This is a genomic window from Maribacter halichondriae (assembly GCF_027474825.1).
Classification (GTDB): Bacteria; Bacteroidota; Bacteroidia; order Flavobacteriales; family Flavobacteriaceae; genus Meishania; species Meishania halichondriae.
The window spans coordinates 2,872,343-2,897,938 of the sequence record NZ_CP107030.1; the positions used below are offsets into that span (position 1 = coordinate 2,872,343).

Below are 25,596 nucleotides of genomic sequence, written 5' to 3' on the forward strand. Positions count from 1 at the left end.
ACTTTATCCGTTGTTGCAACTATTAGATAGAGTATTAAGCATGGAGGATATTATATGGCACAAATATTTATCATTATTTCGCCCCTAAAAATTTAAAAACCCCTGAAAATCATATGATTGATAAGGGTTTCCGTACTCGAGGCGGGAGTACCAACACCTTTATTTTGATTTATACCCCTTTAGACGCTTAAATATAGCTATCATTGGTAGTTTGTATTCCAATTAAATTCATTAAATTTAATTTATCAATTTATTTTGACACCAAATTTGACACCAAATTAATCCGCTTATATCAACTTAAACGCAAATGCAAGTTGTCTACTATATCATCGAGAGCAAGACCGATAAACAGGGAAACGCACCTGTTTTCTATAGCATAACTTTTAGCGGGGAAAGAATCCGTCGCAAAATAAAGGGTGTAAAAGTAATGCCAAAGGATTGGAACGAGTCAACTCAGCGTGTGAAGCCACCGCTGAAAAAAGAACCCTATAATTACCATATTGAATACAATAAGATCATAGAGGAACTCGATCAAAAATTGAAGGCTATCTTTCGGTTGATCTTGTTAAACGATTTGAAACCTACAAAAGAATACATACTGGAAAAACTGGATGATACCATACCAATTGATATAGTCCATAATTTTTTGGATTCATTCCAAGAGTTCATAGATAGGTCGAAAATCACAAAAGCGGAGCGGACGATAAAATCCTATGTAACCACCCTGAACTATCTAAAGGATTTTGAGACAGAAACATCTTTTAAGTTGAATTTTGAAACCTTGGACTATAAATTTTTTGAAAAATTTCGGGAGTATTCATTTCACACGAAAGAGATCAAAAACAATTACTTCTCGAAATTAACCACAATTCTAAAGACCTTTATGACTTGGGCGGCCGATAGGGAATATCATCAAAATTTCGCCTTTAAGAAATTTATAGCCAAGGAAGATGAAACAGAGGTAATTTGTCTTACGTTATCGGAATTGATGAAAATGTACAATCACGAATTTAAATCCACAAAATTGACCCATGTACGTGATTTGTATTGTTTTTGTTGCTTTACGGGATTGCGTTACAGCGATGTTAAAAAACTTAGGCCATCGAATATTTATGATGATTATTTGAAACTGAACATACAAAAGACGAAAACAGTAGACCATACAATTCCCCTGAATGCCTACGCAAAAGCAATCTTGGGCAAATATCAAGAAACGATTTACGAACCTCTACCCATAATTTCTTCGCAGAAATTCAACAAATATGTAAAAGAATGTGCTGCGGAAGTGGAAATTGACAAGCCTACGACCATTACCCGATATATCGGCACCAAAAGGATTGATACTACTGTACCCAAATACGAGCTTGTAACAAGCCATACCGCAAGAAAAACATTTGTTACCAATAGCTTGGTTTTGGGAATGAAAGAAATGGTACTTCGTAATATTACAGGTCATAAGAAAGAGGAAAGTTTTCGTCGCTATGTTAAGATTGCTGAAGACTTGAAAAAACAGGAAATGGATACCGCATGGGGCAAAATTTGAACCTACGATTTATCAAATCATCGCGATACTAGGGACTTGACAAGAAACTACTTGAGGTAATATTATAAGATTTCCCACAAATAAACGTTTGAATAAGACAATTCTCAAACGTAAGTCCGACCAATTTCGAAGTCTTTAAGATGACATAGACAAGATGAAAAGGATGCTGTTTGGTAAAACCAGTTTGATTGACCAACTGCCTAAACATAGACGAATCCTTAGATCCTATCAAGCTGTTTTTCTTCAGCGACTTTCAGACCAAAGAGTTTAAGGAATATACCAGAAGAAAAGTACGGACTCTAAGTTCGTATCAATTTTACCATCTTTTGGCCTGGCTTTTGGAAAATGTGAAGGATGATGCTCTGGTATCAAACCTTGATATTCTTTTCGATTTCTCAACATTAAACCCAAAAAAATACCTGCCCACGGAGTGGCAGTCCTATCCGGGTGCCTTCGAACCACTTGAAAAACCGCTTCTTCCCAATCGATTTTATAAAGATTGCCGTAAGTTTTTTCATAAAGACCAAGGAACCTTATATGCGGTTCTACGCGAAACGGACTCATTGCAACGAGTAGACCGATTCTTACTTTATTTCAGGGCGAGAAAAAACATCAAAAACCCAGAAGTTGATTTTGAAAAGCTGCTGAATTTGATGTCATTGGAAGAGCGGCTATGTTTTCCTGTATATAATTTTCCTGACCAAGAAGCTATACCATTTTACGGGCATGCCCTTAATTATTTGAGATTTGAATTAAGCGAAGAAGCCGATTGGCTCAGAAATGAGTTATTGAATGAAATCCAAAAGGAAGGAAAACATATCAAGAGACTTTTTATTTGTAATGGTAAAGAGGCAATTCCTTTTGCTATGATGGACAGGTCGGTTGTGTTGTTGCCCATGTTGGTCGATTTTCAAAAGTGGAAACAGCTCGTCATGGAGGCTCTAAGGAGCAAAGGACTTTTGGCCTCCTTAAGAAGAAACTTTTGATATCAACCCAAGAGCTAATAGAGCTTCTCGGAGACGATTATTTTCAAGACTTTACCTTTCAAAATCGTCAATATATAACCAAAGCAGAAGAGCCAGGAACCTTTTATGTGAGGCTTTTTTCCGCGCCACTTGTTCATTCCCTATTCTACACGGAGTGGCTAAAAAACTTAAAAGCAACAAATTTAAAAACTGCTTCCCCTCCCTCAAAAAGATTTAGAAGAAGTTCAAAAGAATCAAATCATCATCACTAAAAAAGGGTCGCAATTAAAACTGAAAAAGGCATTCATTGAATTTTTAAATCATATGAAGCTAAAGATTGATGATGATCGAAGTAGGGCTATTGAAAGCTTTGTTTATCGCAACTTTAAGTATGAATATGATGAGAACATTGATTTCTCAAAACGTACGGTAAACAATTTTGGATATAAGCCTTTGGACTTTATTCCCGCAAAACAAGCCAAGAACTTTGCCAAGCTACTGTTATACCTTTCGGACAAAAAATACTTGCTGAGCAACAAGACCCAAATCATTCGCACTTTGGACGAAGACATCCATGAAAAAAATGGAAAGGATGGCTTTAGTTATAGTTCCTTAATACGAATTCCGAGTGACGAGCATCATCTTTTCCCGGACAAAGTAATTAGAAGGCGCATCCGATCGATACTTAAAATAGACGATTGATTGCACTACTTACATTCCTCGTGTCCCTCAGGTCTCAATTATAGTGGCTATTTGGTTCGGGCAATGCACTAGTCTATAAAGTGCAACCCGATATTACGAATTTATCCCCAATTTAGTTATCCGGCTTTTTGGTCGAGTTTAAATACGATAAAGATGGGAAATGTACTTTTTTACACGCACACGAAGGAAGATTTGAAAAGAACAGTTAAAATGGTCTTGGAAGAAATGCGCAAAACGGAATTTATAAACGAAACATCAATAAACCCAGAAGATGACAGGTTGAGTCAACAAGAGGCGGCTAAATTCTTGGGTATCTCTGTTACTTCATTGATAAGTTGGAAGAAGAAGAAAATCGTTCCGTATTACCAAATTGGCAGAGCAATTTTCTTCTCTAAAAAAGAGCTACTTGATTTGGCAAGAAAAAATGCATTTGTGCGAAAGTCTAGATATTGATTTTTTATTGATTAGATATTGATATTTTTTGAAGGCAAATGTGTCCCATAAAACGTTAATTAACGAAACTACTAAAAGAGACCACGTTTGGGACACTCTTAGCCAATTGCTCTCACCTTCGTTAGATTGTCTCTAAAAAAGGCCCATAAATGGACCTGATAATTTTTATTTCTAGATCCTTCACACTTATCGAATTTCAAATGCTAGCGCCAACAGGTTATTCTTTGGAGCGAGGCCGAAAATATCCCACTAACTATTCTATCTCAATCGAAAGAACGCATATTGCACTGATGCAAGGGCGGCGAACTGGTTTTAGGAATTCGGATTAAGATTGCAGCGGTAATTAACGTACATGGTGTAACCTTCACCCTTTTAAGGAAAGCTAGATAGTCACGGTATTTTGATTCCTGTTATTATATCAATTATCCCTTACTGCTTTCGTATCTCCACCACTCATGCCTGGTATCCATTTGCCATTTATAAAAACTTCCGTAATCCAATCAATTGAACTTTGAGAGGTAGGAACAAAGGTTTCTCTATACAAGCGCGTCCAACCACTCACCTCTGGGTAAGGGATGGTTTTATCACCTTTCGGGTAATGTACAGTATACTCCTTTGTACTTTACCACTTCCCATAATCCTATACTCGCCTTGAAATAACAAGTTACCATCTATCTGAAATTCCAACCATTCTAATTTACTTGTAGTTGGGTTATAGGTAATAATGCCTTCTGAGAACATAATCGTGTCATTCTTAGCGTAAATTCCTGTTCTTGAATGAATCAATCTTTTATCGGATCCCCATTCAAAATCAATAACCTTTAGGTCTTTTAAATTAGGCCTTTTTTGTATAAATGGATCGTCATTTGGAAGTCCCCATGTGCCTATGTAAAAAGAGAGTTGTTCTAGTGGATTCTCCCTGTTCTGCGCATTGGAAACACAAATATTCGTTATCATTAAAACGATAAAAACTGTGGTCTTTTTTAATTTCATAATACCTAGGTTTTAGTTCAATACTTTAGTCCAAGATTCTATTTTTGAACCAGTTTTTATTGGATGTTCCCATTCACCATTTTTCTTCCAAAAGAATTCTCCCGTAAAGTTATTGTTATCAACTGGGGACCATATTTGTTTAAATTCTATGCTTTTTCCGCCTTTAGGTGCTTTAGCTCCATTACTCCACGGTAGACCAGCACCTTCTTTATAATGACAGGTAAATTCGCGATATATTGTCCTATCCTCATCAAATTTAAACTTACCATTAGCCATAAGTGGATTATTCAAACTGGAATAAGAGGTAATAAACACTAGCGCATCTTCAATGCCGTTATAAGTAATTAAACCTTGATTTTCTTGAACCCACTTATTAGTTGTAGCACGTTTAAATTCATTTTTATAGAGTATGGTTCTCTTATTTTTTCCCCAAGAAAATGTCATTCTAGCTTTATTTTCCCCAACAGGGACCTCCCAAGTACCAATTAAATATGCTATGTCTTTATATTCTTTAGGAATCGGTAATAATTCCTCCTTTTTAAGTTTCCAGTCATACGTTCGCATTTTTGTCCATTCTTCACCTTTTACACTGTAAGATTCAATGGTACTAACACCATTTGACATCCAAGATATATGACCTGATGAATATTCAATGCCATCTGGTGTTGTAAAAGTTTGTAGCTCTTTTATATTGCCATTTTCCATTTTCCATATCTCTCCATGACCTAATGTGCCATCACTTCCAATCTGCATAATTTTAAGCTTGCTATCCAATGGGTCCCAATACTCCGTGAATTCCCATATAGTCCCTGCATCCTCATCATTTTTTATAACATATAATCTGCCTTTGATATGTTTATTGCCAATACCATATTGCCAGTGAAGAGCATAAGCATCATAGGGTTCTTGCTCATTTTTATAGTTTTTGTTATCGGCTACCCATATACCAGTTGCAGCGGTTCTTGTCTCCCAATTTTCTATTACCCATTTTGGAATAGCTTCAGAAGTTGCTTCGTCAACTACATAATCGTTATTGCAGCTGGAAAAATCGTTAGATAGAGAAAAACTATCAAATGAATTAAGGAACGTAAAAAATATACAAACCAAAATTGAATAGTTGAATCGATGTTTTTTCATGATTTAAAAATTTAATTGAGTTATTAATACTATTTAGCCCCTTTACTAATTAGGAATTTCCTTATTTCATCATTTTTAGTAGATTGAAGCGGCGTTTCTCCTTCAGATTCAAATTTTCTCCCAATTCTATTAACATCGGCACCATTCGCTACAAGTAACTCAACCTGATCAAATTGTTCTCTCTGGCTAGCCCAATGCAAGGCTGTTGTGCCTAGAAAGTGCTGCTCTTCAACTTTGGCTCCTCTGTTTATGAGTAATTCTGTCATATCGGTACCACTTCTACCAATGATGGGATACCACAAAAGCGCAAAATCATGTGCTCCTCTTTCATATATTCGGTTGGGATCTTCATCCAAAAGTCTTTTAACAGTAGTAAAATCATTAAGCATAACAGCCGTAGGCAATGAATATGGTGCTCCATTCTCTATTAAAAATTCAACTATTTTTTTGTTTCCAATATGTGCGCAAGCCTCAACACAGATTTCACTGGTTGTTGCTACGCTATGAGCCATACGTGCATCTGCTTGAACCGTTTTCTTAACATAATCAAAATTGCCATGAGACATACCTACTAACCGTCTCCTCAAGTACAATGGAATTTCATTTATGTTTGGTTTTTTGTAAGTATTGCCATCACGATCGTATGCTAAGCGAGAAGTATGAACTGTTCTAGGAATTTCATTATGTGTAGCAATAAGGTCAAAAACGCTCTTATGCCCTTCACGTTCTGCCAATTTTATAGCCAAGTCTCCATTTATATCTTTTCTGTCAACATCTGCACCTAATCGAATAAGCATTTCTACCATTTCATAACTTCCACGTTTGGCTGCAATGTGTAATGGTGGCAAATCTGCATTTTTTGCTGGGTTAGGATTCGTATTATTTGATAATAAAGCTGCTGCAGTTAATTCAGCCACAGCTAAATTTGAATATCGAAGTGCTTTTTGAATTGGTGTGGTTCCATTTTCATTTTTAAAACTTAAATTAGGGTTTCCACATTTTGCATAGATTCGCCACATATCCTTTCCTGCACCTCCGGTTGCAGCTGCCCACATTACGTTTCCCCCCATTGGGTGGTAGGTATTGATCACATCTTTGGTTAATTCTGACTCTTCTCCTAAAAGACTATCATAGCTTTCCCAATCTAAGCTCAAAGCAGATTCATGCAAATCGACTTGATATCCAGATTTCTTTAAAAACTCCCCAAGGTTCTTATGTCCGGCTAATAAGGCTAGTACAAAACCTGTCCTACCAATATTATCTTTTACGGATAATAGGTTTTTATTGTTTTCTAAAAGTTCCTTGACTTTAGATATATTGCCATTAGAACAAGCTTGAAGAAATTTATCCATATTGATATTTGAATGGTTTTCTTCTCCTCCAAAATTACTCAGAATAAGAGGTACGGCTGCTAACGCAGCCCCTCCTATAATAGCTTTTTTTACAAATTTTCTTCTAGATTCCATAATATTTATTTGTTATGCTATAATTTGAAACATAAATTTTCTTCTCGTCCTTGTTTTATTTTAAAAAGGTTTTTGAAAATTTCACCACAATCACCTTATTATTGGTAAAAGGTTATTTAAATGATAGTAAATGTCCATTTTTTTGTCTATTAATAATTTTTCTTATATCTATTTATGTAAGATTTTATATCATTAGTTTCTTTTTCATTTTTTGCTAATACTAAAGCATCATTAAATGCTATATCAGCCTTTTCTTTTTTTCCCATCCATCCATATGCATTGCCAATTAGCATCTTTGCTTTGTAAGACTTAGGAAAATACTTTAAAGCATTTTCAAATAGTTCTATTGCCTTTTCAGGTGAATTATGATGACCTAATGCTTCTCGCCCAACATATAAAAACATAGATTCACTGCCTAGCTTCAAAGCTTCATTTATCAATACATTAGATGCTTCTATTTCACCAAGTGATTCTAGAATGAGTCCTTTTTGATACACATTTTCAAATCTACGTTCATAACTTATAGAACGGTCAATCCATTTTAATGCTTTGTCTAAATTTGTATTATGCAACCAACAATATAAAGCTGCTTCTCGGTTGCCTCGCCATGAAAAACGGGGCAGTGTTCTCAGTTCGTCTTCTATAACAGCTATTGTAGTTTTAATTTCATCTACCTCTATTGTAAATGGTATTTTTAGTCCTGCCCATTTAAGTACAATATTGACTTTATTTGCCTCAATATTTTCAAAATTGTATGTTAAGTATTCTTGATGATCTGAAACTTGGGGTGTAACTTCTACTCTCAATGCATCTTCACTTTGGTCATAATAAAAGCTTCCCCATTGCACATGATTTTTAGAAAAGATAACAGTCCATTTGTCTTTATCAGGAATCATGTGGATACCATAATTACCAGATTTCAGTGTTTGCCCATTAATTATGACATCATCTTGAAATCTAATTGTAGTAGATTCGTTAGCTCCTGCTCTCCAAACTTCCCCATATGGAACAAGTGTGCCAAATATATTTCTGTTTCTAACTGCTGGTCTGTGGTATTTGATGGTGATTTCTGTGATACCAATAGTATGTGATATCATAGCCATTTTGCTAGTCTCAGGATAGCTTATATTATCATTTGTAATAATATCTCGTGATTCCCACTGCGAATACGCAAATTGTGATATCACTAATATAAAAGTCAAATAAGTAATTTTTGCATTCATAATTAATTGAGAAATGTTTTAGAAAATTTTACCACAATTACCTGATTATCTGTAAAGGGCTGTCTGGGTGATAGCGCATTGCGATTTGTATTTGCATTATGGTTATATACTAAATATAAATCAGTACCTTCGATAGGGTTGTATCTGAAACGAAGATTTAACCCTGCTTTATCTGATCTAGTGTCGTACTGAATGTAAGTATTGATGGAAGCTTTGGATGAAAAATTCAATTTTAATCGTGTATAATAACGACTCAAATTAAGTTTGCTTGAGGTGTTTACTGCATAGGCTTCAGGGAAACTTAAATTGTTATATGTAATACCTAATTCGGCTTTAAATGTCTTACTAAAATCATAAGAAGCATTCATAAACGATGTAAACTGCTTACCACCATAGAAATCGCCAAATTCTACATCTAAAAATAGCTGATAAGCTTTGGCGTTTCCCGTGCTTATAAAAGGATTGAATTTCCACATTCTATACTCGCCAGTTGGAATCGTGACACCATCAGCTATTTGCCAATCAAAAGTTAAATTATCCTCCAAATAAAGAGGTAAGAACGCAGAGATTTCATAACCCTTTTTGTGAATAGCTGTGACATAAAAATTAGTCTGAAAGGTTTCATGGGCTCCAGTTGAGGATACCCAATATTTAGTAATGTAATGCCCAAATCTAAAAAAACGTAAAAAATCAGAATTCGAATAGGTTCTGCGCCAACCATTATTTAGAGTAGCTCGTTTTGTATTGGGTCTAAAAACAAAACCTAACTCAGGATTAAAATTTTCTGTATAATTTCTAAAAACATAATCAATCCCAAAGCCATTGGCTCTAAATGTATTTAGTGCAGCTCCATACATTGGTTTCCAGTTTCCTGTTTGTGTATCAAAAGTAGAGGCCAAGGTAATGCGGGTTCTAATAATGTCAGTAAATCTTATGTTGGCATCAATGGCTACCAAGTGATTGCTTTCTTCTTTGTTGATTTTATTTGTATTTAACAGACCAATATTTGAGCCTCTCGTTCCTATGGTCCTGCGCAACCTTAAGACACTCATATTGTTTGATAAGGCTACATCTTCAACCTTATGAGTCTGCATATTTAAAACACCATATTGCCATTTTGAACTGTTTCCAGTAAATCTCAATCCGCCAATTATTGGAATAGCGGCTCCATTTTCAATGCCTATTCGCCTAGAATTGAACAAGCGATGATCAAATTGATTAGAATTAAATAAATCTGCATTTTCAAGAAAGAACAATCGCTTCTCTGGCAGGAAAATTGGGAATCTGGAAATATTAACGATTCTATCATCAACTTCAACTTCTGCAAAGTCTGTATTAAGCGTAAAATCCAAAGTGCTATTGGCACTGGGTTTATATTTTATATCCAAGCCGATATTGCTTAATACTTTATCTAAAGTTTCATTATTTGCATAAGCTTTGCGTTCAAATGCGGTAGTCTGATTTTCGTATGCAGTTCCTTCGGTATTTAAAGGATTTTGGCTTATAATATTCCCTTTTATATAAGGTGTAATATATAATGGCTTTGCCGAAGGTAAATCCTGAAATTGTATCTCTTCTGAATTACTAAAATGATAATGTGCAAAATCAATTTCTGTATTGTTCTGTGGTGAAATAACACGTTCATTCTTCAGTTTGTATTTAACAATAGCTTTAATTCGCATTATATTTATATCAGATTTCTCATAACGCAATGAAGAAAATGGAATTCGCATTTCGGTACTCCAACCATCTTCATTTATTTTTGATGTTGCTGTCCAAAAGGTATTCCATGAGTTATTAAAATCCTCCCCATTTCTGCTTATTTCAAGATCTTGCCTAGCTCCTAAAGGGTTTGTTCTAAACACTAAAGTATTAAGTTTGTCATTGTAAGAATCAATATAAATTTCAAAGTAGTCATCATCAGATTGTGCCTTATCTCGCTCTAGTGTAGTAGCGAAAATTTGCGAAGGGTCATTGAAAGAAATATTGGCAGATATATAAAGAAATTGTGCATCATATAACACCTTTACAACAACATTTTCAGTAGCGTTAGCACCCAGATTAGGTTCTATCTGCTTAAAATTATTTAACTCAAAAGCATTCTGCCATTCAGAAGAATTAATAACCCCATCCAATTCAATTGATACAGTTCTTTTAGGAATATCTGTTATTTGTGCAAATACAGTTGGTTGAATAAATAATATTAGAATAGAAAGGGTTTTTAGTCGCATTGTTTTGAGTTCTTAAATAGATAAGTTAAATATGTTCTTGATTAATAAATGATAAGATAATTTCAACAACTTCATCTGGCCTGTCTTCCTGCATATAATGCCCAGAAGATTCAATATATTCAAATGAAAAATTTGGCATAATATCCACTAAAAGCTGAACTTTTGCCATATTGACTTCACCCATTCCAGGTTTAGCAATAAGCATTTTAAACGGAATATTGATTTTGTTGATATGATTCTCTAAATATTCAAAGAAATCATAACTGGATTTAGGCTTCCCATTTACTGGAATCATTTTAGGAAATTCTCTAATTGCCTTTCTAGATTTAACAGTGGGAAATGGCAACTTATAGTTATCCATTAACTCTGCAGTGATTTTTTCTTTATGATAAATGTTTTGAGGGATAAAACTTTTAACAAATCCATTCATTACCTGAATCATAAAATACCCAAAAGCTGAACGCATCAGTTTGAAGGGTAACTTCACTTTTTTAGGAAAATCGTCCCAAGTAAGATTCCATAAAAAAGTATCCATAACCAATAGCTTATTCATGTTATCCAGATGATCAATACTATATTTAACTGCTAATGGACCTCCCCAGTCATGAGCTATAATGGTTAAGTTCTTTAAATTGAGAATTGAAATGAATTCTTTTAGAATTGAATAATGAAGATCAACGGTATAAGGGATGTTAGGCTTATCGGAAAAACCAAATCCCAAAAGATCAATTGCTATGACCCTTGTGTTTGGTCTATTAACAACACTTGGGATTATATTTCTCCAGAGATAGCTATAAGTCGGATTGCCATGAACAAACAATACAGGATTTCCAGCACCTTCATCTAAGTAATGGATCTTAAAACTATGGACTTTAGTAAAATTAGATTTAAAGGGAAGGAAAGGGAAGGATTGACTCATATCATTTATCCATTTTTTAAATTAATCACTTTTGCTTGAATCGCATAAATGGATTAGTATAATGCAATTTTTGTCTCCTTTGCACCTAAAGACTTAAGATATTCGACAACTATTTCAGCCTCTTCGCCGCCTCGTTGTGCATGATGTAATAAAGTATAACCGTGAGGTCCTTTAGCATGTAAACTATTAGGAAAATAGTTTAAAACTGGCTTGATAATATCCATTCTACCAAACATTGCCGCAGTAAACAAATTTGTTTGAGCTCCCTTATCTATGAGGAATTGTGCCAATTTTTTATAGCCTACATGAGAAGCTGCACCAAGTGCCGTTTCAAAATCGCCACCTCTCCAATCGTGTGCAGCGTTTAATAAGGTGGGGTGTTCTTCTAAAAGTTGTTTAACTACATCAATTTTACTATGTCCAGCTCCTACAAATTTTGCAACAAGTTCTTTATCTAATTGCGGTGGGTCTCGATCCTGTATAGCATTTTTGCCAAATACTAGTGTTGGGGTTACTATTATTGTTCCGGCTGTTAACAGGCTTGCTTTTAAAAATATTTGTCTATTCATAATTTTCTACGTTAATTACTAGGAGGTCTTAAATTGCCGAGCCAGGAATCTATCCAGTGCTCATTCCAGTAGGAGATATCTATTGTGTTTCGGTCTTTAATTTTCCCAAACTCCGATTTGGCTTTTTCTAAAAGTGCAATTGCTGCTATTATGTCCCCGAAATTTTTGTCTTTTGCAGTTGCCATTTCGGTCGCAGCCAAGACCATTAAAATTGGGTTGTTCGGACTATTTCTAATACCGTTGTTTAGTTGCTCAATTGAATTTTTTGAATAATCATTCGCTTCTAACACATTATTAATTGACTTAAAGTAGAATCCTTTTAACCTTAAGATTAAACAGTGTAGCGCATTAAAATTTGAGAGTAAATATTTGTCGTCATTTTTGGCCATATATGAATAGCGACTATTGGCCTGATCAAAAAAGGATTGTGCTTTATCTAAATACTCAATCTTATTTTTATCTGATGAATTTGCAATCTGAGTCGAGATATAAGCTGCCCAATATGGCGCAACCCAATTATCGTGGTTTTTAGAAGTTATCTCTTCAAGTAAAGTAATTGCTTTAATTGGATCTTGATCTGAATTCCAATCCCAATAGTATTGCACAGCAATTTTCATGTCTTTAATTTCAGTAGATGATAGTGTAGATTCAACAGAGTTTTGAGCACTAATAACGTTAGGAAGTAAGGCCAATGAGATAATTATATGTTTTAAAAAATTTTCATCATTAATAAATTTAGTTTAGTTGATATGGTTAGAGGTTTCCCCAATTAGCCTCAATTAACCCAATTTTCTTTGTTTTTAAATCCATAGAATAAATTCTACTTGGCCCAGACCGATCTGAAATAAATAGAATTGAATTTGGTTTAAAGCCAGTTTTTGGAGATGAATCATGAAATTCACCAGATGTGAGTTGCTCTATTTTCTTTGTTTTAATGTGAGCAACATATATGTGATAGTTACCTGTTCTATTTGAAGAGAAAAGTAATTTATCATCACCACTACCTAACCAATGGGTTCCAAACTCGTTAAACTTTCCTTCCGCAGCGGCAAACGTTTTTCCTGTGGCTACCTCATAAACATACGAATCAGGATTTCTTCCATTATCATTACCTTGAGTATATGAGATATACTTTCCGGATTTAGACCAATTTGGAAAGCTTTCAACTAAACCTTCACTTTTTGTGACTTTAGTTCTTCCTGTGCCATCTGGGTTCATAATGAACAAACATGGAGGCGTATGTTGTTTCGGCTGTGATAAAAACGCTACTTTTTTTCCATCAGGTGACCAATCTGCCTCGTTATTTAATCGGTCATTATTTGTTAAGCGTACTTGATTTGAACCATCAATATTCATTTTATATAACTCCTCTTTACGGTCTCTTTGAGATGTAAAAATGATTTCTCTGCCATCAGGAGATACTCCTGGTAGAAAATCTTTATCTTCATTATTTGTTAACTGTATAACATTGTTTCCATCTATATCCATACTATATATTTCGTCATCACCATCTTTATCCGAAACAAATAGGATTCTTTTTGAATTTGGAATAACAACTGCATATTTATAGTCATATGCTTTATCATATTTACGTTCCCACACCAATGTTGACAAAAGCTCTAGTTCATTGTTTGCATCATATTTATAACTTGTTGAACGCATTTTATCCTCACCAAAAAGCAAGTGAGAATCTTTATGTTTTTCCGACGTACCGTTTGGGTAGAAAAACTCCATTTCACCAATACGCTCATCTTTAGTTATAATGGTTGATTCTCCAATTGCATAACTACTGCCATCGGATGAACGTTGTATAATGATAGATTTTTTCTTATTGGGAGAGTAAAACTCTGTAAAAGACCAAAAATGAATGGTGTCTTTTTTAGCGTTTACTCCATAAATATTTCCTTCAATACTTAAAGGGTCTTTTCTAGTGAACTTTAAAATAAAATCGTTAAAACCTATGGTATCCCCAACTTTGAATTGGGGATTAAATGCCTTCCAGTTGCCACCTTCTTTGGTTATATAGTCATAGAAAGCGGTATGCATGTCAGCGTCACTGTTTTGTGAAAACCCGAGATTTACCAAAACAAGGAATAGTATTAAGGGATATTTGACATTAAACTTCGTCATTGTTTTTATTGTTTTTTCTGTTGAAAATTTTAAATGGAATTTCCGGATTAAAAAATAGAATGATTGCCATTAACAAGTAGCAAAAAGCCAACTCACCTTCGCTCCAAAATAGGCCTTTGTGCATATAGAAAACTGCTACGCCAAGCACTGAAACAATCAAGATAGAAACGAGTCTAGTCCAAAGGCCCAATACCAATAACAAACCACCAAAGAATTCAACCGATTTAGCGATAAATCCTAATATGTTTGGTAGAGGAAAGTGGTTGTTTTCCAGGTATGCTGTAAAATCTTGCGAACCATTGGTTTCAAAGAAAAACCAGTAACTATGGTACATTAGCATGATTCCAAGCCAATAACGAATAATCCAAACTAGATTAAGCTTAGGTATTTTAATCATTGATTTTTACTTTTAGAATAGTGGGTTCATATAGTCTTTCTATAGAAAACAAGCTGCCATCTTCATTGAAGCTACCAAACTGGGCATTTGCTATATAGTAAAAGGTATCATCAACCAATTCTCCAGTAGTTGGATTGTTCATCATGGGATGATTTACTTCGAGCAATGTGGATTTTAAAATCGATGTTCCGGTTGAATCCAAGTGAAATTGTTGAACTGTCCTAATGTCCGGTTGGATTCCAATTAAAGAATTATTGAAGTAATAGAGGCCATCTATACTTTCGCGATGCGATATTTTAAGACCTTCAGGTATTTGAATCGGACTAATTTTTCCGTTTGAAATGTCAACCACTGCTATTCCTTCAGAATGGGCCACATACAGTTTTGATTCATCATCAGACAGAGTAATACCGTTAGGATATTTAATAATATCCGAAGAATATAATATTGCTAGTTGGTCATTATCATTGGAGATTTTGTAAATAGAAGATTCTGAGAACATATGGCTAATAAATACGTCCCCGGCACTATTTACGACAAGGTCATTGAAAAAGTGAACTTCCCCTGGGGCATCCAACAAAAACTTTTTAATGAGCTTTCCATTATCTAAATTGAATTTAAAAATCCCGGCGGGCCTACCTTGCTCTTCATCCTTCAAATTGTATCCTTCAAGATTGTCTCCTCCCGAACTACATGCCCATAGGATTCTTCTTTTAGAATCGATTTTAACCCCACGACCATCCAAAGGCCATCTTGTTTTGGGTGGATAAAATCTGAGATTGCCCCATTCTTTGAGACCTTGATAATTTTACCCTTTCTAGTGCTTCCCATATAAAAATCCCCATTGGCCGAATCATAAGCGATACTTTCTGGCAGTAGATCTTTCTCTGGAATTGAGAATGAGGTATAACTGTTATTAATCCTGGTTTTTTCACTTTGGGCATTCATGTCTACTTGAATGAATGTCAAGACGTAAAGAAAGAGAACCGAAAATCCGATGTTTCTGCGCACGAGTTATAATTTTGAACATTAAATTTAGGAATGATTACTACCGGCTTTGATTTTATTACATTAACACTGTATATGGTTATGTGAAATAAGTTTTTCCCTATGTGTATCGCGAATTGTTTATTTTACATACCGCAAGAGCGGGTTCACATAAAAAATCGATTTACATTAATTGTAAGCCGTACGTTTGTGGATTGTGAGCAAAATTGATTTTGAACTTAAAACAGATAACATATCATATCCTTTTTTGGGTAATCATAATGACCTCATTTGCGGTATCGGAATGGGGTTACAGGCAAAGCTTCGCGGAAGCAGTTATATTCGAAGTGTTGTTTCTGCCTTCAAGGTTAGTTGCTGTTTATGTAAATTGGTTTTTGTTGATACCCAAGTACCTTTATAGAAGTAAGTTTGTAGCATACTTCCTTTCATTAATCCTTCTCTTGGTCATTGTTGGTATAGCTCATCGTTACTTTGTTTTATATTGGGGCTATCCGAAATATTTTCCTCAATGGATGACGGATGCAAGTATTGAGCCCTTGAACTTTTCCCGATTGGTACAGGCGATACTGATCATTGTTTCTCCAGTGGCATTCACAACGGGTTTCAAATTGTTTTTGGATTGGTTCCGGAATCGCAAAGAAACTGAAGCCTTACGGCAAGAAAAAACCGATGCGGAATTGAAATTTTTAAAGTCGCAGACCAATCCTCATTTTCTGTTTAATACCCTTAATAGTATTTATGGACTTGCATTGGAAAAATCAGAAAAAACCCCAAGCCTTATCCTAAAGCTTTCCGATATACTTAATTATACTCTATATGAGTCCAATATTGATAAAATTCCCTTGAACAAGGAATTGACTTTAATAGAGAATATCATTTCCTTGGAAAAGGAAAGGTATGACAAACGGGTGTCCTTGACCTTCAAAGTAGAGGGCAAGACCGAAAATATTGAAATACCTCCATTAATCTTGGTCCCTTTTGTTGAAAATGCTTTTAAACATGGATTGAAAAATGAGGTGAAAAAGGGGTTTATAAACATCAATGTTAAGGCAGAAGATAATTTGTTATCTTTTATCATCGAGAATAGTGCGACAGACGCTGAGAAAAAAAGTGATACCGGGGGACTGGGTCTCAAAAACGTTTCTCGGCGTTTAGACCTGATCTATGGGAAGGACAAAGAACTTTACATTCATAAAGCAAACAATACTTTTCTAGTCCGGTTAACTATAAAATCAGATGGGGATGAAACTTAAATGCCTTATAGTTGATGATGAACCAATCGCTCAGAACATTGTAAAGGGCTTTATTTCGGACACGCCCAATCTAGAAGTATTCGGGGTATGTGATAATGCTATGGAAGCATTGCGGATACTTAATGAAAATGCCATAGACATTCTTTTTTTGGATATAGAGATGCCCAAGATAACAGGACTGGGCTTTTTAAAAACCCTAACAAATCCCCCACCAACAATTCTCACCACCGCCTATAGGGAATTTGCACTTGAGGGTTATGAGTTAAATGTGGTCGATTATTTACTTAAACCTTTTTCTTTTGAGCGGTTTTTAAGGGCAGTGAATAAAGTTGGTTCCAATTTCAATAAGAAGCCCTCGATAAACAATAATCTACTGTCAGATAGACCTTTTGTTTACTTTGCTGTTGACAGGAAAAATGTTAAGGTGTATTATGACGAAATCAAGTATATAGAAGGATTGAACAATTACGTCAAAATCTACTTCAACGATGAATTCTTGGTAGTCTACCATACATTGATCGAACTTGAAAAAAAACTCCCTGAAAAGCAGTTTGTCCGTATTCATAAATCCCATATAATTTCCCTTTCCAAAATAAAGGCATATGGTAGCGACTATGTGGAGATAGCTGATAAGCAATTGTCCATCGGAAATACCTACAAGGATGCTTTTTTTGACATCCTTAAAAGGAAAGGATAGTTTCTGGTAACAGGGTTTGGTACAATAGTCAAAATTAGTTGAAAATATAGAGTTGATTGCTTTCCAATAAAGGGAACCTATTTTAAGATTTTTCTAAACTGGTTTCGTAATATGGCCGATTTATTAGGCTATAAGAAGTATGAAATTATATTTACAAATAACCATAAGTGATAGCCATTTATTAAATATTCATATATTATTTAAAAAATTCTATTCCCGATTCAACTAAAAGGAATCTCTAATAGCAGGTTCAATATTTTCAGCTAGATAGAAAGACTAAAGTACATGGGCGGCTAGAATTTCCTTTGTTCAATGGCTTTAAAAAAAGCAGATTTGTAGGTTTCGCCAATCGGGAGGTCAGTATTGTTTACGAATACGGCCAAGGAATCTGTTTTCTCTATATGCTGCAATGCCACAAGGTAAGAACGATGAATTTGAATAAAGTCTTTCGTTGGCAGGTATTCATAAAGGTGTTTTAAGGTACTATACGTGATAATCTGCTTATGCCTTAAATGAATTGCCAGATAGTTCTTTAGACTTTCAATATAAATTATCTCTTTGAGAAACACTTTCTCAAAATTATTCTTGCCATTAGTCTTGACAAACAAATATCCTTCTGCCAGTGCTGGTATAATATCCTCTGTTTTTCCTTTCATATCCTTAACTTTTAATACTGCCTCGTAAAAGCGTTCAAATTCAAATGGTTTTAAAAGATAATCGACAGCATTCAATCCATAACTTTCCAAAGCAAATTGAGGGTAGGCAGTAGTAAAAATGATTTTCACTCGTCCCTTTAAGAGTTTGGAGAGCTGAATACCCGTTATATCAGGCATTTGAATGTCTAAAAATATCAGGTCTATGGCTGTAGTTTCTGCTATACTCAATGCTTCTAAGGCACTGGATGTAGTACCGACCAACTCTAAGAAAGTTACTTTGGCCAAGTATTTTTCTAGCAAACGAATTGCAGGTGGTTCGTCATCCACGATGATACATTTTAATTTTTCCATAGCGATTAATGGGGTAACGGGATTAAAAGTCGCCCTTCAAAAATAATTTCATTATGCGAGAAGTCAAGTTCGAAAGCATTACCATAAATAGCTTTTAACCTGTTTTTAAGATTTACTTCTCCGATACCTTTTTTGAATACTTCTCGGTTGTGGATATCTTGTTTCTGGTAAGCACGGTAATCTCTTGATCTGTTATTCGTATGGTAAGTTTTGCCGGATGTCTCTTATCGTTCAAAATACCATGTTTAAATATATTTTCCACAAAATGAATCAATACGAATGTTGGGAAGGGCTGGTCTTGAATGGCACCATGTATCTCGTAATCTAAAAACATGTTGTCTTCAAAACGTTTTTTTTGAAAATGGATATAGTCGGCAACGAACTGTAGCTCGCGACTTAGCGGCATAAAATCTTGATGGGTTTCATAAGTGACATAACGCAATAGTTGGGACAATCTATGGATATCTTTTGCCGTTTCAGGCCGCGTATCGACTAATTCGGTATAGAAGGTATTCAGGGTATTGAATAAAAAATGCGGTTCCAATTGGGTTTTCAAGAGACTTAATTCAGCTTTTTTGTGTTCTAATTGCAGCCTGTTTATTTTAATATTGTTTTCAATAAATTCAAACAGCAGATATAAAGAGGTACTGAAAAGCAGGGCTTTGGTCGCATAATATGAATTATCCATTACATAGTAACCCAACGCTCTCGAGCTTTCGAAATAGTTATGAATGCCCGTAATATTGAACAGTAGTATTTCATCCAAAACGTAACGGATACTCGAGTACACTAAAAAGAGAAGTAATATGGCTACTATGAAGTGTAGAATCTTCTTTTTTGCAATAGTTCGGGGACATATTAAGTAGTAATTGAGAAAATAAACCAAAAAAAAGACGACATAAAAACTTATCAGGTATAAAAAATAAGGATATCGAAGCTTACGAAAGAAATCATCTGATGTATTCAATACATAGAAGCTGAACATATCCATGATTACGATGACCGTCAATAGAACGATATGATATTTCCATTGCTGTTTTCGAATTTTCATAAATCAAAACTATTCAATTTAAGCCAATGTCTTGGTGTTTTCTGACAAAGCCATCTTTTCCTTGTACCAAATGGACAATACACACAATAAATCGATAGGTCATATGTTTTATCCGGTTAGTACGATAGAATTCCGTTTTCGTGTAATTCGGATTTTTTTTGGGTTCCTTGATATAGTTTTGGTTTCGGGACAAAATAAATTTTAACAAGCCCTAAAACCGACGAGCATGAACATAAAATTCAATTTCAAATTTGTAATTTCCTTTTTGGCCTTGATGTTTATGATGCACGAGGCCCATGAAATAGCACATACCGCCCTGGGGCGAATCATTTGTGGTGGTTGGGGGGAGCGAGACTTCAACGTATGGGGGCTAGCGGAAGGTTGTAATCAAGGTGATCTTGTTTCGATGCTGCCCACATATATTGGTCCCATTTTTACTTTTATTATGATTTGGGTCGGGGCATTTTTGCTAAAACCTGATAACAGCGTTCAGAAAAAATCCTTCGGCTTCGCACTTATTTTTGCCAATATGCCTGTTGCGAGAATTGTTACCGCAGCCTTTGGAGGTGGAGACGAAGTTTATGCCACCAATGTTTTGCTTGATAATTATTCTTTAGCTTGGGCAATCGGTCTAATGGCTATCCTGATGATTCTGGCTTATCCTTTGTACAGGGCATTCGTATCAATTCAGAAAAAAAGGGTTTCTTGGTTTTTATTGTTCTTCTTCGCGCCTATGATTATCGATTTGGTCGTCGTGCTGGGACTGATGAACACCTTATTGGAAAAAGGGATACTGGCAGATTATTGGATATTAGGCTCCCCCATATTGGTAAGTCTTTGGACAATTTTCGTGATTCTGGTTTTTATTTTAATGCGAAAACATATTTTTACTTTGTTTGTAAAATAGAACTATAAAACATAGTTGTAGATAAGCCAAATTTGTTTTTTATCTACTATTTTCGGGTATATATAAGGACATGTGTTCTACGTCAGCGCCATCAGACGAAACGTTATAAATAATTAACTATGATAAAAAAAATACTCCCTTTCGTTGTTCTTATTGGAATGATTGGTTGTAAGTCGAATACCGCTACAGTTGATTACTTTGGACAATCTGAACCTGAAACAACCCCTGTGTTAAGAATAATTATAAAGATTAGCATCAGTTTTTTCATACCGTTTAATCATTTTATAAGGAACAATTACTCAATTACAATGGGAGGTAATTTTATATCGAATTAAGAGTATGTAACAAAATGTAAATATTATACTCCAAATCAGACTCAATACTAAAGTTATTTGCGAAAATGAAAGGCTTTAGTTCCAAAATCTTTAAGATGCTGATTGCAGAAATGAACACACTTACTTTTGGTTTTGTGCCCAAGAGACTTTTGAGTAAGCTCATTATCTGAACTGAAGTTTATCACAAAGGATTACAAATAGTCTGAATTAGATGTTAAAAATTACACCTTATTTAATTACATGAAAATGTTTAATCTTGTAGTTATTCATAAATTCTTTTGGAGTTACTATCATTATTTTTTTGAAATATTTATTGAAAGAAGTTTTATTATTAAATCCACACTCATAGGCAATCGCTTCAATAGTTAGGTTATCAAATTGAGGGTTCAATAACATTTTTTTTGCTTCTTCAACTCTATAAAAATTAATAAATTCGATAAAGGTTTTGTTACTAGACTCATTTAAAGCCTGCGACAAGTGATTTGTTGAAATTGATAAGGTATCGGCTACCTCATTAATCTTTAAATTTTTCTTTAAGTATAATTTTTCTTTTTCCATTAACTCTTCAAAACAAGTTAAATATTCTATTGATTCCTTATTAGAAAGGTTCGATTTTTCATATTTAGTTTTTGACTTAATTTTGTATAAAAATGGATCAAAAATTTTAGGTTCAGATAAAGCGAAATATCCAATTTGAAAAATGAAAATCGAAACAATTAAAGTAATTAGATAGTCAAAATGAACGTTTAGGTTCATTAAAATATTTATTACAAAATATAATGCAATCAATGCACAGAACAGGGCAAATGAGAGCATTATTTTTTTAAGATTATTTTTTGATTCTATTTTATGCGTTGATATTTCTCGTATTGATAAAAATAAGTACATCAATAAAGAAAAAATTGCAAGATACTGCCAGAAGAATGTCCAAAAGTTAACAGAATATGGCATTTGTTTAGTTAATATGTTTAGCTTAATTTCTGAACTCAATTCATAAAAATCTAACATTCGATAATTAAATACAAAAAATGGAATTAAGTGAAAGAGATCTTTCCAATTAAATTTTCTGTCATTCTTTATTCTATAAATAATGAAAAAATAAAAAAGCGGACCATATAAATAAGTAAAGCTTAAAGTGACATTTGTAAAGTGAGGTGAATGCATCAAATATTGCGTCCAAAGTGCAACATTTTCAAGTAAATTCAACGAAAAAAACGCTAATAAAGTGGCAAGAAAAAAATTACTTTTTTTAAAATAACTTTTCTTAGTATATAAAAAACTTGAAATAAATAATCCTTGTCCAGCAACCATCAAAAAGATAATAGTCCAGATATTCGCATTAGCACTAAATGTGGATATTGTTAAAAAATTCATTTCAGCTAACAAGTACAGATATCCTTTTTTATTAAAAAAGAAACATATATTACATTAGACTTATTAATTGCGGAAATGTTACAAAAAAGCGAATAAATATTGCATATTAAATCCTGTTAAGAAATATTAAAATCTAATTAAAAAGAGCGCTAATTATTCCTTCTAACTTATTTGGGTTATCACAAAATATACAATTGGCACTATTTTCTACTTTAATAACTTTTATATGTGGATTTTTTAAAGCTAGCCAAGGGTCTATATAATTTGAATTAATAAAGGATGTCATTGAACTTCCTTCATTCAATGTTTTTTTATCGTATCCAGGAACGATAACCAATAATTCTTTTTCAATTTGATTTATATCTAGTAAAACATCTTGAGAATTGAACTCACACAAATATTGAATCATAATTGGCATTGGAACAGAAGCCACTTGATCCCACATTTTTTTACCAGTTATAGAATCGAACGAATAGAAATTAGGTGGGAAATTACTATTATTCCAAACCTCTTTAGTAACTGTTTTAAACCATTTTGGCGCATAATAATTATCGTTAACTTCGATTCTTTCTTTTAATGTAGGGGGAGTTTTCATACTTGCATCAATTATTGTTGGAGCACCGCTTATAACGATGGTTTTATTTATGTATTCTGAATAATCTATATTCAATCTAATAGCAATTTGTGCGGCTACATTAAAATATGATAAAACCGTTACCTCCTTTAAATTATTTTCTTTAATATAGTTTACAATACCTTTAATACATCCATTCGTCCAAATTTGTTTACCATAACTAATATTAGGAGATGGTAATTCTTGAGGTTTTGTATTTCCAAAACCTGGTAAAGTAATGAGATGCATTTTGAATTTTTTCTTATTGTTTTTAACAAAATCATCAAAAACACTTGGGTCAAATCCCCACCCTGCTATAAGTAACAAATCTTGTTTACCTTCTCCAACTGTCTTTATGTCTCCTAAAGTACCAAGAGGAGATGTTTCCATGTTTTTAGGAAGAACTAAATTGTTAAGTGAGTCGCCCTGAACTTCAAAAGTATTTTGAGCAATTAAAAAATTGAAGCTGGCAAATATAATTGCAGCAAAACTAAAATATCGTTTCATAGCTTAAAATTTAATTATCAAATTTATCAAGAGAGAAACATAAAGCATTTAATATTTAACCCAAAATTGTATACCCCTTTAAGAGTTTACAACCTTAAGTGGCCTATGCATTTAAAATACATTTTGTTAATTAAATTTATGCTTATGAAAAATTTACATCTATTTCTATTTCTAACATCTCTATTCATTAGTTGCAAAGAAGATAAAATAGTAGCTGACTTTGTAATTGCAAATGTCAATATAATTGATGTTGAAAATGGAACTATTGAATCCAATAAATGGATTGCAATCGAAGGAAGTAAAATTGAGGCAATATATGATCATGAAATTCCTCTAGCTTCTTCGGTTGAAATTATTGATGGAACTGGAAAATATTTAATGCCTGGTTTATGGGATATCCATGCACACTACAGTTATAGCCATAATTATGCTAATCAATTACTATTTGCAAATGGCGTGAATGGTGTACGTGATATGTGGGGTACAATGGATACTATTTCTAGTATAGGACAAAAAAGCATTAAAAGAAATTTTAGCCCCAGACGTCTATACATCGGGAGCTATTATTGACAGAGTTCCGCCTGTATGGCCTGGATCGGTAGGAGTAGCTAATTTAAAACAGGCTCGAACTGAAATTGATAGACAGATAAAAGAAGGTGTAGATTTCTTGAAAATTTATAGTCGTTTATCTAAAGATGTTTATTTAAACATTACCAAAAAAAGTCAAGAGCAACAAGTTCCTTTTACGGGTCATATACCAGAATCAAATAGTATTTGGGAAAGTATAAAAGCCAATCAGCAAAGTTTGGAGTATTTATATGGCCTACTTGAAGGTTGTAGTTCTCAACAAGAAGAATTATTAGAACTTAATAAGACAGATCCATATGGTCAAAAGAAAGCAGCTCTTTATGGATTGAAGAAATGTTAGAACTACTTAATGATTACCAAGAAAATAGAACTCAATATAAGACCTTTAAAACATATGCTAAAACAATAAGTAAATCTATAGAAGGTTGGAATTAAAGAAAAATCATTAGCTAAATATTTATTACTAATGAATAATGAACAAATTAAAATACAAAAAAATACACAAGCAATCATCATTTCTCTAAACTTTTTGAGGCATGGATTTCTCCAGCAATGGTAATACCACCAATAACGAAAATAGAAATTGATCCAAGTGTTAACGGTTTCATAATTCTTTACTCCGAAAATGATAGTCAAATATCAATTATGAGAGGTAGGTTTCTTAAGGTAGTGAAGAATAAAGAGCTAATTTATACATGGAATTGGGAGAGTTCAAAAGAAAAAACAATCATTACAGTCCAGTTTGATGACAATGGTGATCAAACAACCTCGATTCATCTAACCCATGAGGGTTTTTTAACTAAAGAAAGTGCTGAAATGCATAAAAAGGGTTGGGATTATTATATTGATGAACTCGAAAAAAATAACAAATAACTAGAACTTTATCATTACCCATCAGCAATATTATGATGTTTTAAATGATATGATTATTCAGCCTTTCAATTTGACATCTATAGAATCATCTGGGATAAAGAAAATTCAAAACTTGAATGTTGGCTATGTACGTAAAGATAATATGTTTGGCTTTGTAAATAGATGTATAGATGATAATGGATTTACAAATAACACGCAATTTGAATGGACTGGAGGTGGATTAGCGTTTAGAACAGAAGATTATGTAAAATGGTTAAGATTATTACATGAAGGATCCTTTTTAATCTTAACAAATTAGGAGAAGATTTTTATAGTGCAAGACCTGCAACAGGTGTTGGAGGTAGTTATGGTTTGGGCGTACAAATATTTGAATTTCCAGATATTGGTAAGACTTATGGCCATTTAGGATTTTTCCCAGATTATTTTACCATAGGTTTTTATGACCCTAACACTAAAATAGCTTGTGCTTTACATTTAAACACATTAGAGCAGTCTTAAGCTAGAGATTTTATAGAGCTTATGAGGTTAGTTGTAATTAAACCAATATAAATAATAATAGAATTCTATGATACCTACATTAAAGAATTATTAAAATCAAATAACTAATATGATATGAATCAAGCTTTTGAGAGACGATGGTTTTCAAAAATAAATT

At 33.7% G+C, this 25,596-nt stretch carries 25 protein-coding genes and 1 pseudogene; 10 read left to right on the forward strand and 16 right to left on the reverse strand.

What is annotated here, in order from left to right:
* Window positions 1-307 precede the first annotated feature (307 nt).
* From N8A86_RS13250 to N8A86_RS13265, 4 genes are all read left to right on the forward strand, one after another.
* On the forward strand, window positions 308-1,543 hold the full coding sequence (locus N8A86_RS13250; RefSeq protein ID WP_273565828.1) for a site-specific integrase: 1,236 nt from the start codon (window positions 308-310) through the stop codon (window positions 1,541-1,543).
* Window positions 1,544-1,731: 188 nt separating this feature from the next.
* The gene (locus tag N8A86_RS13255) at window positions 1,732-2,529 is read left to right on the forward strand and encodes a hypothetical protein (protein WP_273565829.1); all 798 of its coding nucleotides are present in this window, start codon (window positions 1,732-1,734) and stop codon (window positions 2,527-2,529) included.
* A gap of 303 nt (window positions 2,530-2,832) precedes the next feature.
* Complete coding sequence (locus N8A86_RS13260; protein ID WP_273565830.1) at window positions 2,833-3,210, forward strand: hypothetical protein; 378 nt, start codon at window positions 2,833-2,835, stop codon at window positions 3,208-3,210.
* A 153-nt stretch (window positions 3,211-3,363) separates the two neighbouring features.
* A complete protein-coding gene (locus N8A86_RS13265; protein WP_273565831.1) occupies window positions 3,364-3,663 on the forward strand; it encodes a helix-turn-helix domain-containing protein in 300 nt (99 codons plus the stop codon).
* Between the two features lie 558 nt (window positions 3,664-4,221).
* Here the strand turns inward: N8A86_RS13265 and N8A86_RS13270 are convergent.
* The 12 genes from N8A86_RS13270 to N8A86_RS13325 all read right to left on the reverse strand — a co-directional run bounded on the left by N8A86_RS13270 (window position 4,222) and on the right by N8A86_RS13325 (window position 15,739).
* Complete coding sequence (locus tag N8A86_RS13270) at window positions 4,222-4,656, reverse strand: hypothetical protein (RefSeq protein ID WP_273565832.1); 435 nt, start codon at window positions 4,654-4,656, stop codon at window positions 4,222-4,224.
* A gap of 12 nt (window positions 4,657-4,668) precedes the next feature.
* Window positions 4,669-5,793, reverse strand: a complete 1,125-nt coding sequence (locus N8A86_RS13275) for a hypothetical protein (protein ID WP_273565833.1) — start codon at window positions 5,791-5,793, stop codon at window positions 4,669-4,671.
* A gap of 29 nt (window positions 5,794-5,822) precedes the next feature.
* On the reverse strand, window positions 5,823-7,259 hold the full coding sequence (locus N8A86_RS13280) for an ankyrin repeat domain-containing protein (RefSeq protein WP_273565834.1): 1,437 nt from the start codon (window positions 7,257-7,259) through the stop codon (window positions 5,823-5,825).
* A 149-nt stretch (window positions 7,260-7,408) separates the two neighbouring features.
* Window positions 7,409-8,482, reverse strand: coding sequence for a DUF2911 domain-containing protein (locus N8A86_RS13285; protein WP_273565835.1), 1,074 nt, complete (start codon window positions 8,480-8,482; stop codon window positions 7,409-7,411).
* A 2-nt stretch (window positions 8,483-8,484) separates the two neighbouring features.
* Complete coding sequence (locus N8A86_RS13290) at window positions 8,485-10,713, reverse strand: carbohydrate binding family 9 domain-containing protein (RefSeq protein ID WP_273565836.1); 2,229 nt, start codon at window positions 10,711-10,713, stop codon at window positions 8,485-8,487.
* 25 nt (window positions 10,714-10,738) lie between these two features.
* Window positions 10,739-11,632, reverse strand: coding sequence for an alpha/beta fold hydrolase (locus N8A86_RS13295; protein ID WP_273565837.1), 894 nt, complete (start codon window positions 11,630-11,632; stop codon window positions 10,739-10,741).
* Window positions 11,633-11,685: 53 nt separating this feature from the next.
* Window positions 11,686-12,201, reverse strand: a complete 516-nt coding sequence (locus tag N8A86_RS13300) for an ankyrin repeat domain-containing protein (RefSeq protein ID WP_273565838.1) — start codon at window positions 12,199-12,201, stop codon at window positions 11,686-11,688.
* Window positions 12,202-12,212: 11 nt separating this feature from the next.
* Window positions 12,213-12,893, reverse strand: coding sequence for a hypothetical protein (locus tag N8A86_RS13305; protein ID WP_273565839.1), 681 nt, complete (start codon window positions 12,891-12,893; stop codon window positions 12,213-12,215).
* Window positions 12,894-12,954: 61 nt separating this feature from the next.
* Window positions 12,955-14,247 (reverse strand): TolB family protein, encoded by a 1,293-nt coding sequence (locus tag N8A86_RS13310; protein WP_273565840.1) that lies wholly within the window; start codon window positions 14,245-14,247, stop codon window positions 12,955-12,957.
* Between the two features lie 70 nt (window positions 14,248-14,317).
* On the reverse strand, window positions 14,318-14,728 hold the full coding sequence (locus tag N8A86_RS13315; protein ID WP_273565841.1) for a DoxX family protein: 411 nt from the start codon (window positions 14,726-14,728) through the stop codon (window positions 14,318-14,320).
* Complete coding sequence (locus N8A86_RS13320; RefSeq protein WP_273565842.1) at window positions 14,721-15,386, reverse strand: SMP-30/gluconolactonase/LRE family protein; 666 nt, start codon at window positions 15,384-15,386, stop codon at window positions 14,721-14,723. Before N8A86_RS13320 ends, N8A86_RS13315 begins: the two co-directional genes overlap by 8 nt.
* Entirely contained in the window at window positions 15,383-15,739 is a 357-nt protein-coding gene (locus N8A86_RS13325; RefSeq protein WP_273565843.1) for a hypothetical protein, read from the reverse strand. Before N8A86_RS13325 ends, N8A86_RS13320 begins: the two co-directional genes overlap by 4 nt.
* A 509-nt stretch (window positions 15,740-16,248) precedes the next feature.
* On the opposite strand from N8A86_RS13325, the gene N8A86_RS13330 reads away from it, so the two are divergent.
* Both N8A86_RS13330 and N8A86_RS13335 read left to right on the forward strand, forming a co-directional pair.
* Window positions 16,249-16,989 carry a sensor histidine kinase gene (locus N8A86_RS13330; RefSeq protein ID WP_273565844.1) on the forward strand — a complete coding sequence of 247 codons (741 nt, stop codon included), beginning with the start codon at window positions 16,249-16,251 and terminating at the stop codon, window positions 16,987-16,989.
* The gene (locus N8A86_RS13335) at window positions 16,979-17,686 is read left to right on the forward strand and encodes a LytR/AlgR family response regulator transcription factor (protein WP_273565845.1); all 708 of its coding nucleotides are present in this window, start codon (window positions 16,979-16,981) and stop codon (window positions 17,684-17,686) included. The genes N8A86_RS13330 and N8A86_RS13335 overlap by 11 nt, the downstream gene beginning before the upstream one ends.
* A gap of 293 nt (window positions 17,687-17,979) precedes the next feature.
* Here the strand turns inward: N8A86_RS13335 and N8A86_RS13340 are convergent, their stop codons facing one another.
* Complete coding sequence (locus N8A86_RS13340; RefSeq protein WP_273565846.1) at window positions 17,980-18,693, reverse strand: LytR/AlgR family response regulator transcription factor; 714 nt, start codon at window positions 18,691-18,693, stop codon at window positions 17,980-17,982.
* Between the two features lie 112 nt (window positions 18,694-18,805).
* Window positions 18,806-19,744, reverse strand: a complete 939-nt coding sequence (locus tag N8A86_RS13345) for a sensor histidine kinase (RefSeq protein WP_273565847.1) — start codon at window positions 19,742-19,744, stop codon at window positions 18,806-18,808.
* 226 nt (window positions 19,745-19,970) lie between these two features.
* Here N8A86_RS13345 and N8A86_RS13350 point away from each other — a divergent pair, with 226 nt between their 5' ends.
* Window positions 19,971-20,651, forward strand: a complete 681-nt coding sequence (locus N8A86_RS13350; protein ID WP_273565848.1) for a hypothetical protein — start codon at window positions 19,971-19,973, stop codon at window positions 20,649-20,651.
* Between the two features lie 563 nt (window positions 20,652-21,214).
* On the opposite strand, the gene N8A86_RS13355 is transcribed toward N8A86_RS13350, so the two are convergent.
* Both N8A86_RS13355 and N8A86_RS13360 read right to left on the reverse strand, forming a co-directional pair.
* Window positions 21,215-22,372 carry a helix-turn-helix domain-containing protein gene (locus tag N8A86_RS13355; protein ID WP_273565849.1) on the reverse strand — a complete coding sequence of 386 codons (1,158 nt, stop codon included), beginning with the start codon at window positions 22,370-22,372 and terminating at the stop codon, window positions 21,215-21,217.
* A gap of 121 nt (window positions 22,373-22,493) precedes the next feature.
* Window positions 22,494-23,480, reverse strand: a complete 987-nt coding sequence (locus N8A86_RS13360; RefSeq protein WP_273565850.1) for an alpha/beta hydrolase — start codon at window positions 23,478-23,480, stop codon at window positions 22,494-22,496.
* 144 nt (window positions 23,481-23,624) lie between these two features.
* On the opposite strand from N8A86_RS13360, the gene N8A86_RS13365 reads away from it, so the two are divergent.
* From N8A86_RS13365 to N8A86_RS13375, 3 genes and pseudogenes are all read left to right on the forward strand, one after another.
* The gene (locus tag N8A86_RS13365; RefSeq protein WP_273565851.1) at window positions 23,625-24,050 is read left to right on the forward strand and encodes an amidohydrolase family protein; all 426 of its coding nucleotides are present in this window, start codon (window positions 23,625-23,627) and stop codon (window positions 24,048-24,050) included.
* A gap of 97 nt (window positions 24,051-24,147) precedes the next feature.
* Window positions 24,148-24,408 (forward strand): hypothetical protein, encoded by a 261-nt coding sequence (locus N8A86_RS13370; protein WP_273565852.1) that lies wholly within the window; start codon window positions 24,148-24,150, stop codon window positions 24,406-24,408.
* A 191-nt stretch (window positions 24,409-24,599) separates the two neighbouring features.
* Window positions 24,600-24,941, forward strand: a pseudogene (locus tag N8A86_RS13375) (SRPBCC family protein); the annotation flags it as partial.
* Window positions 24,942-25,596 lie beyond the last annotated feature (655 nt).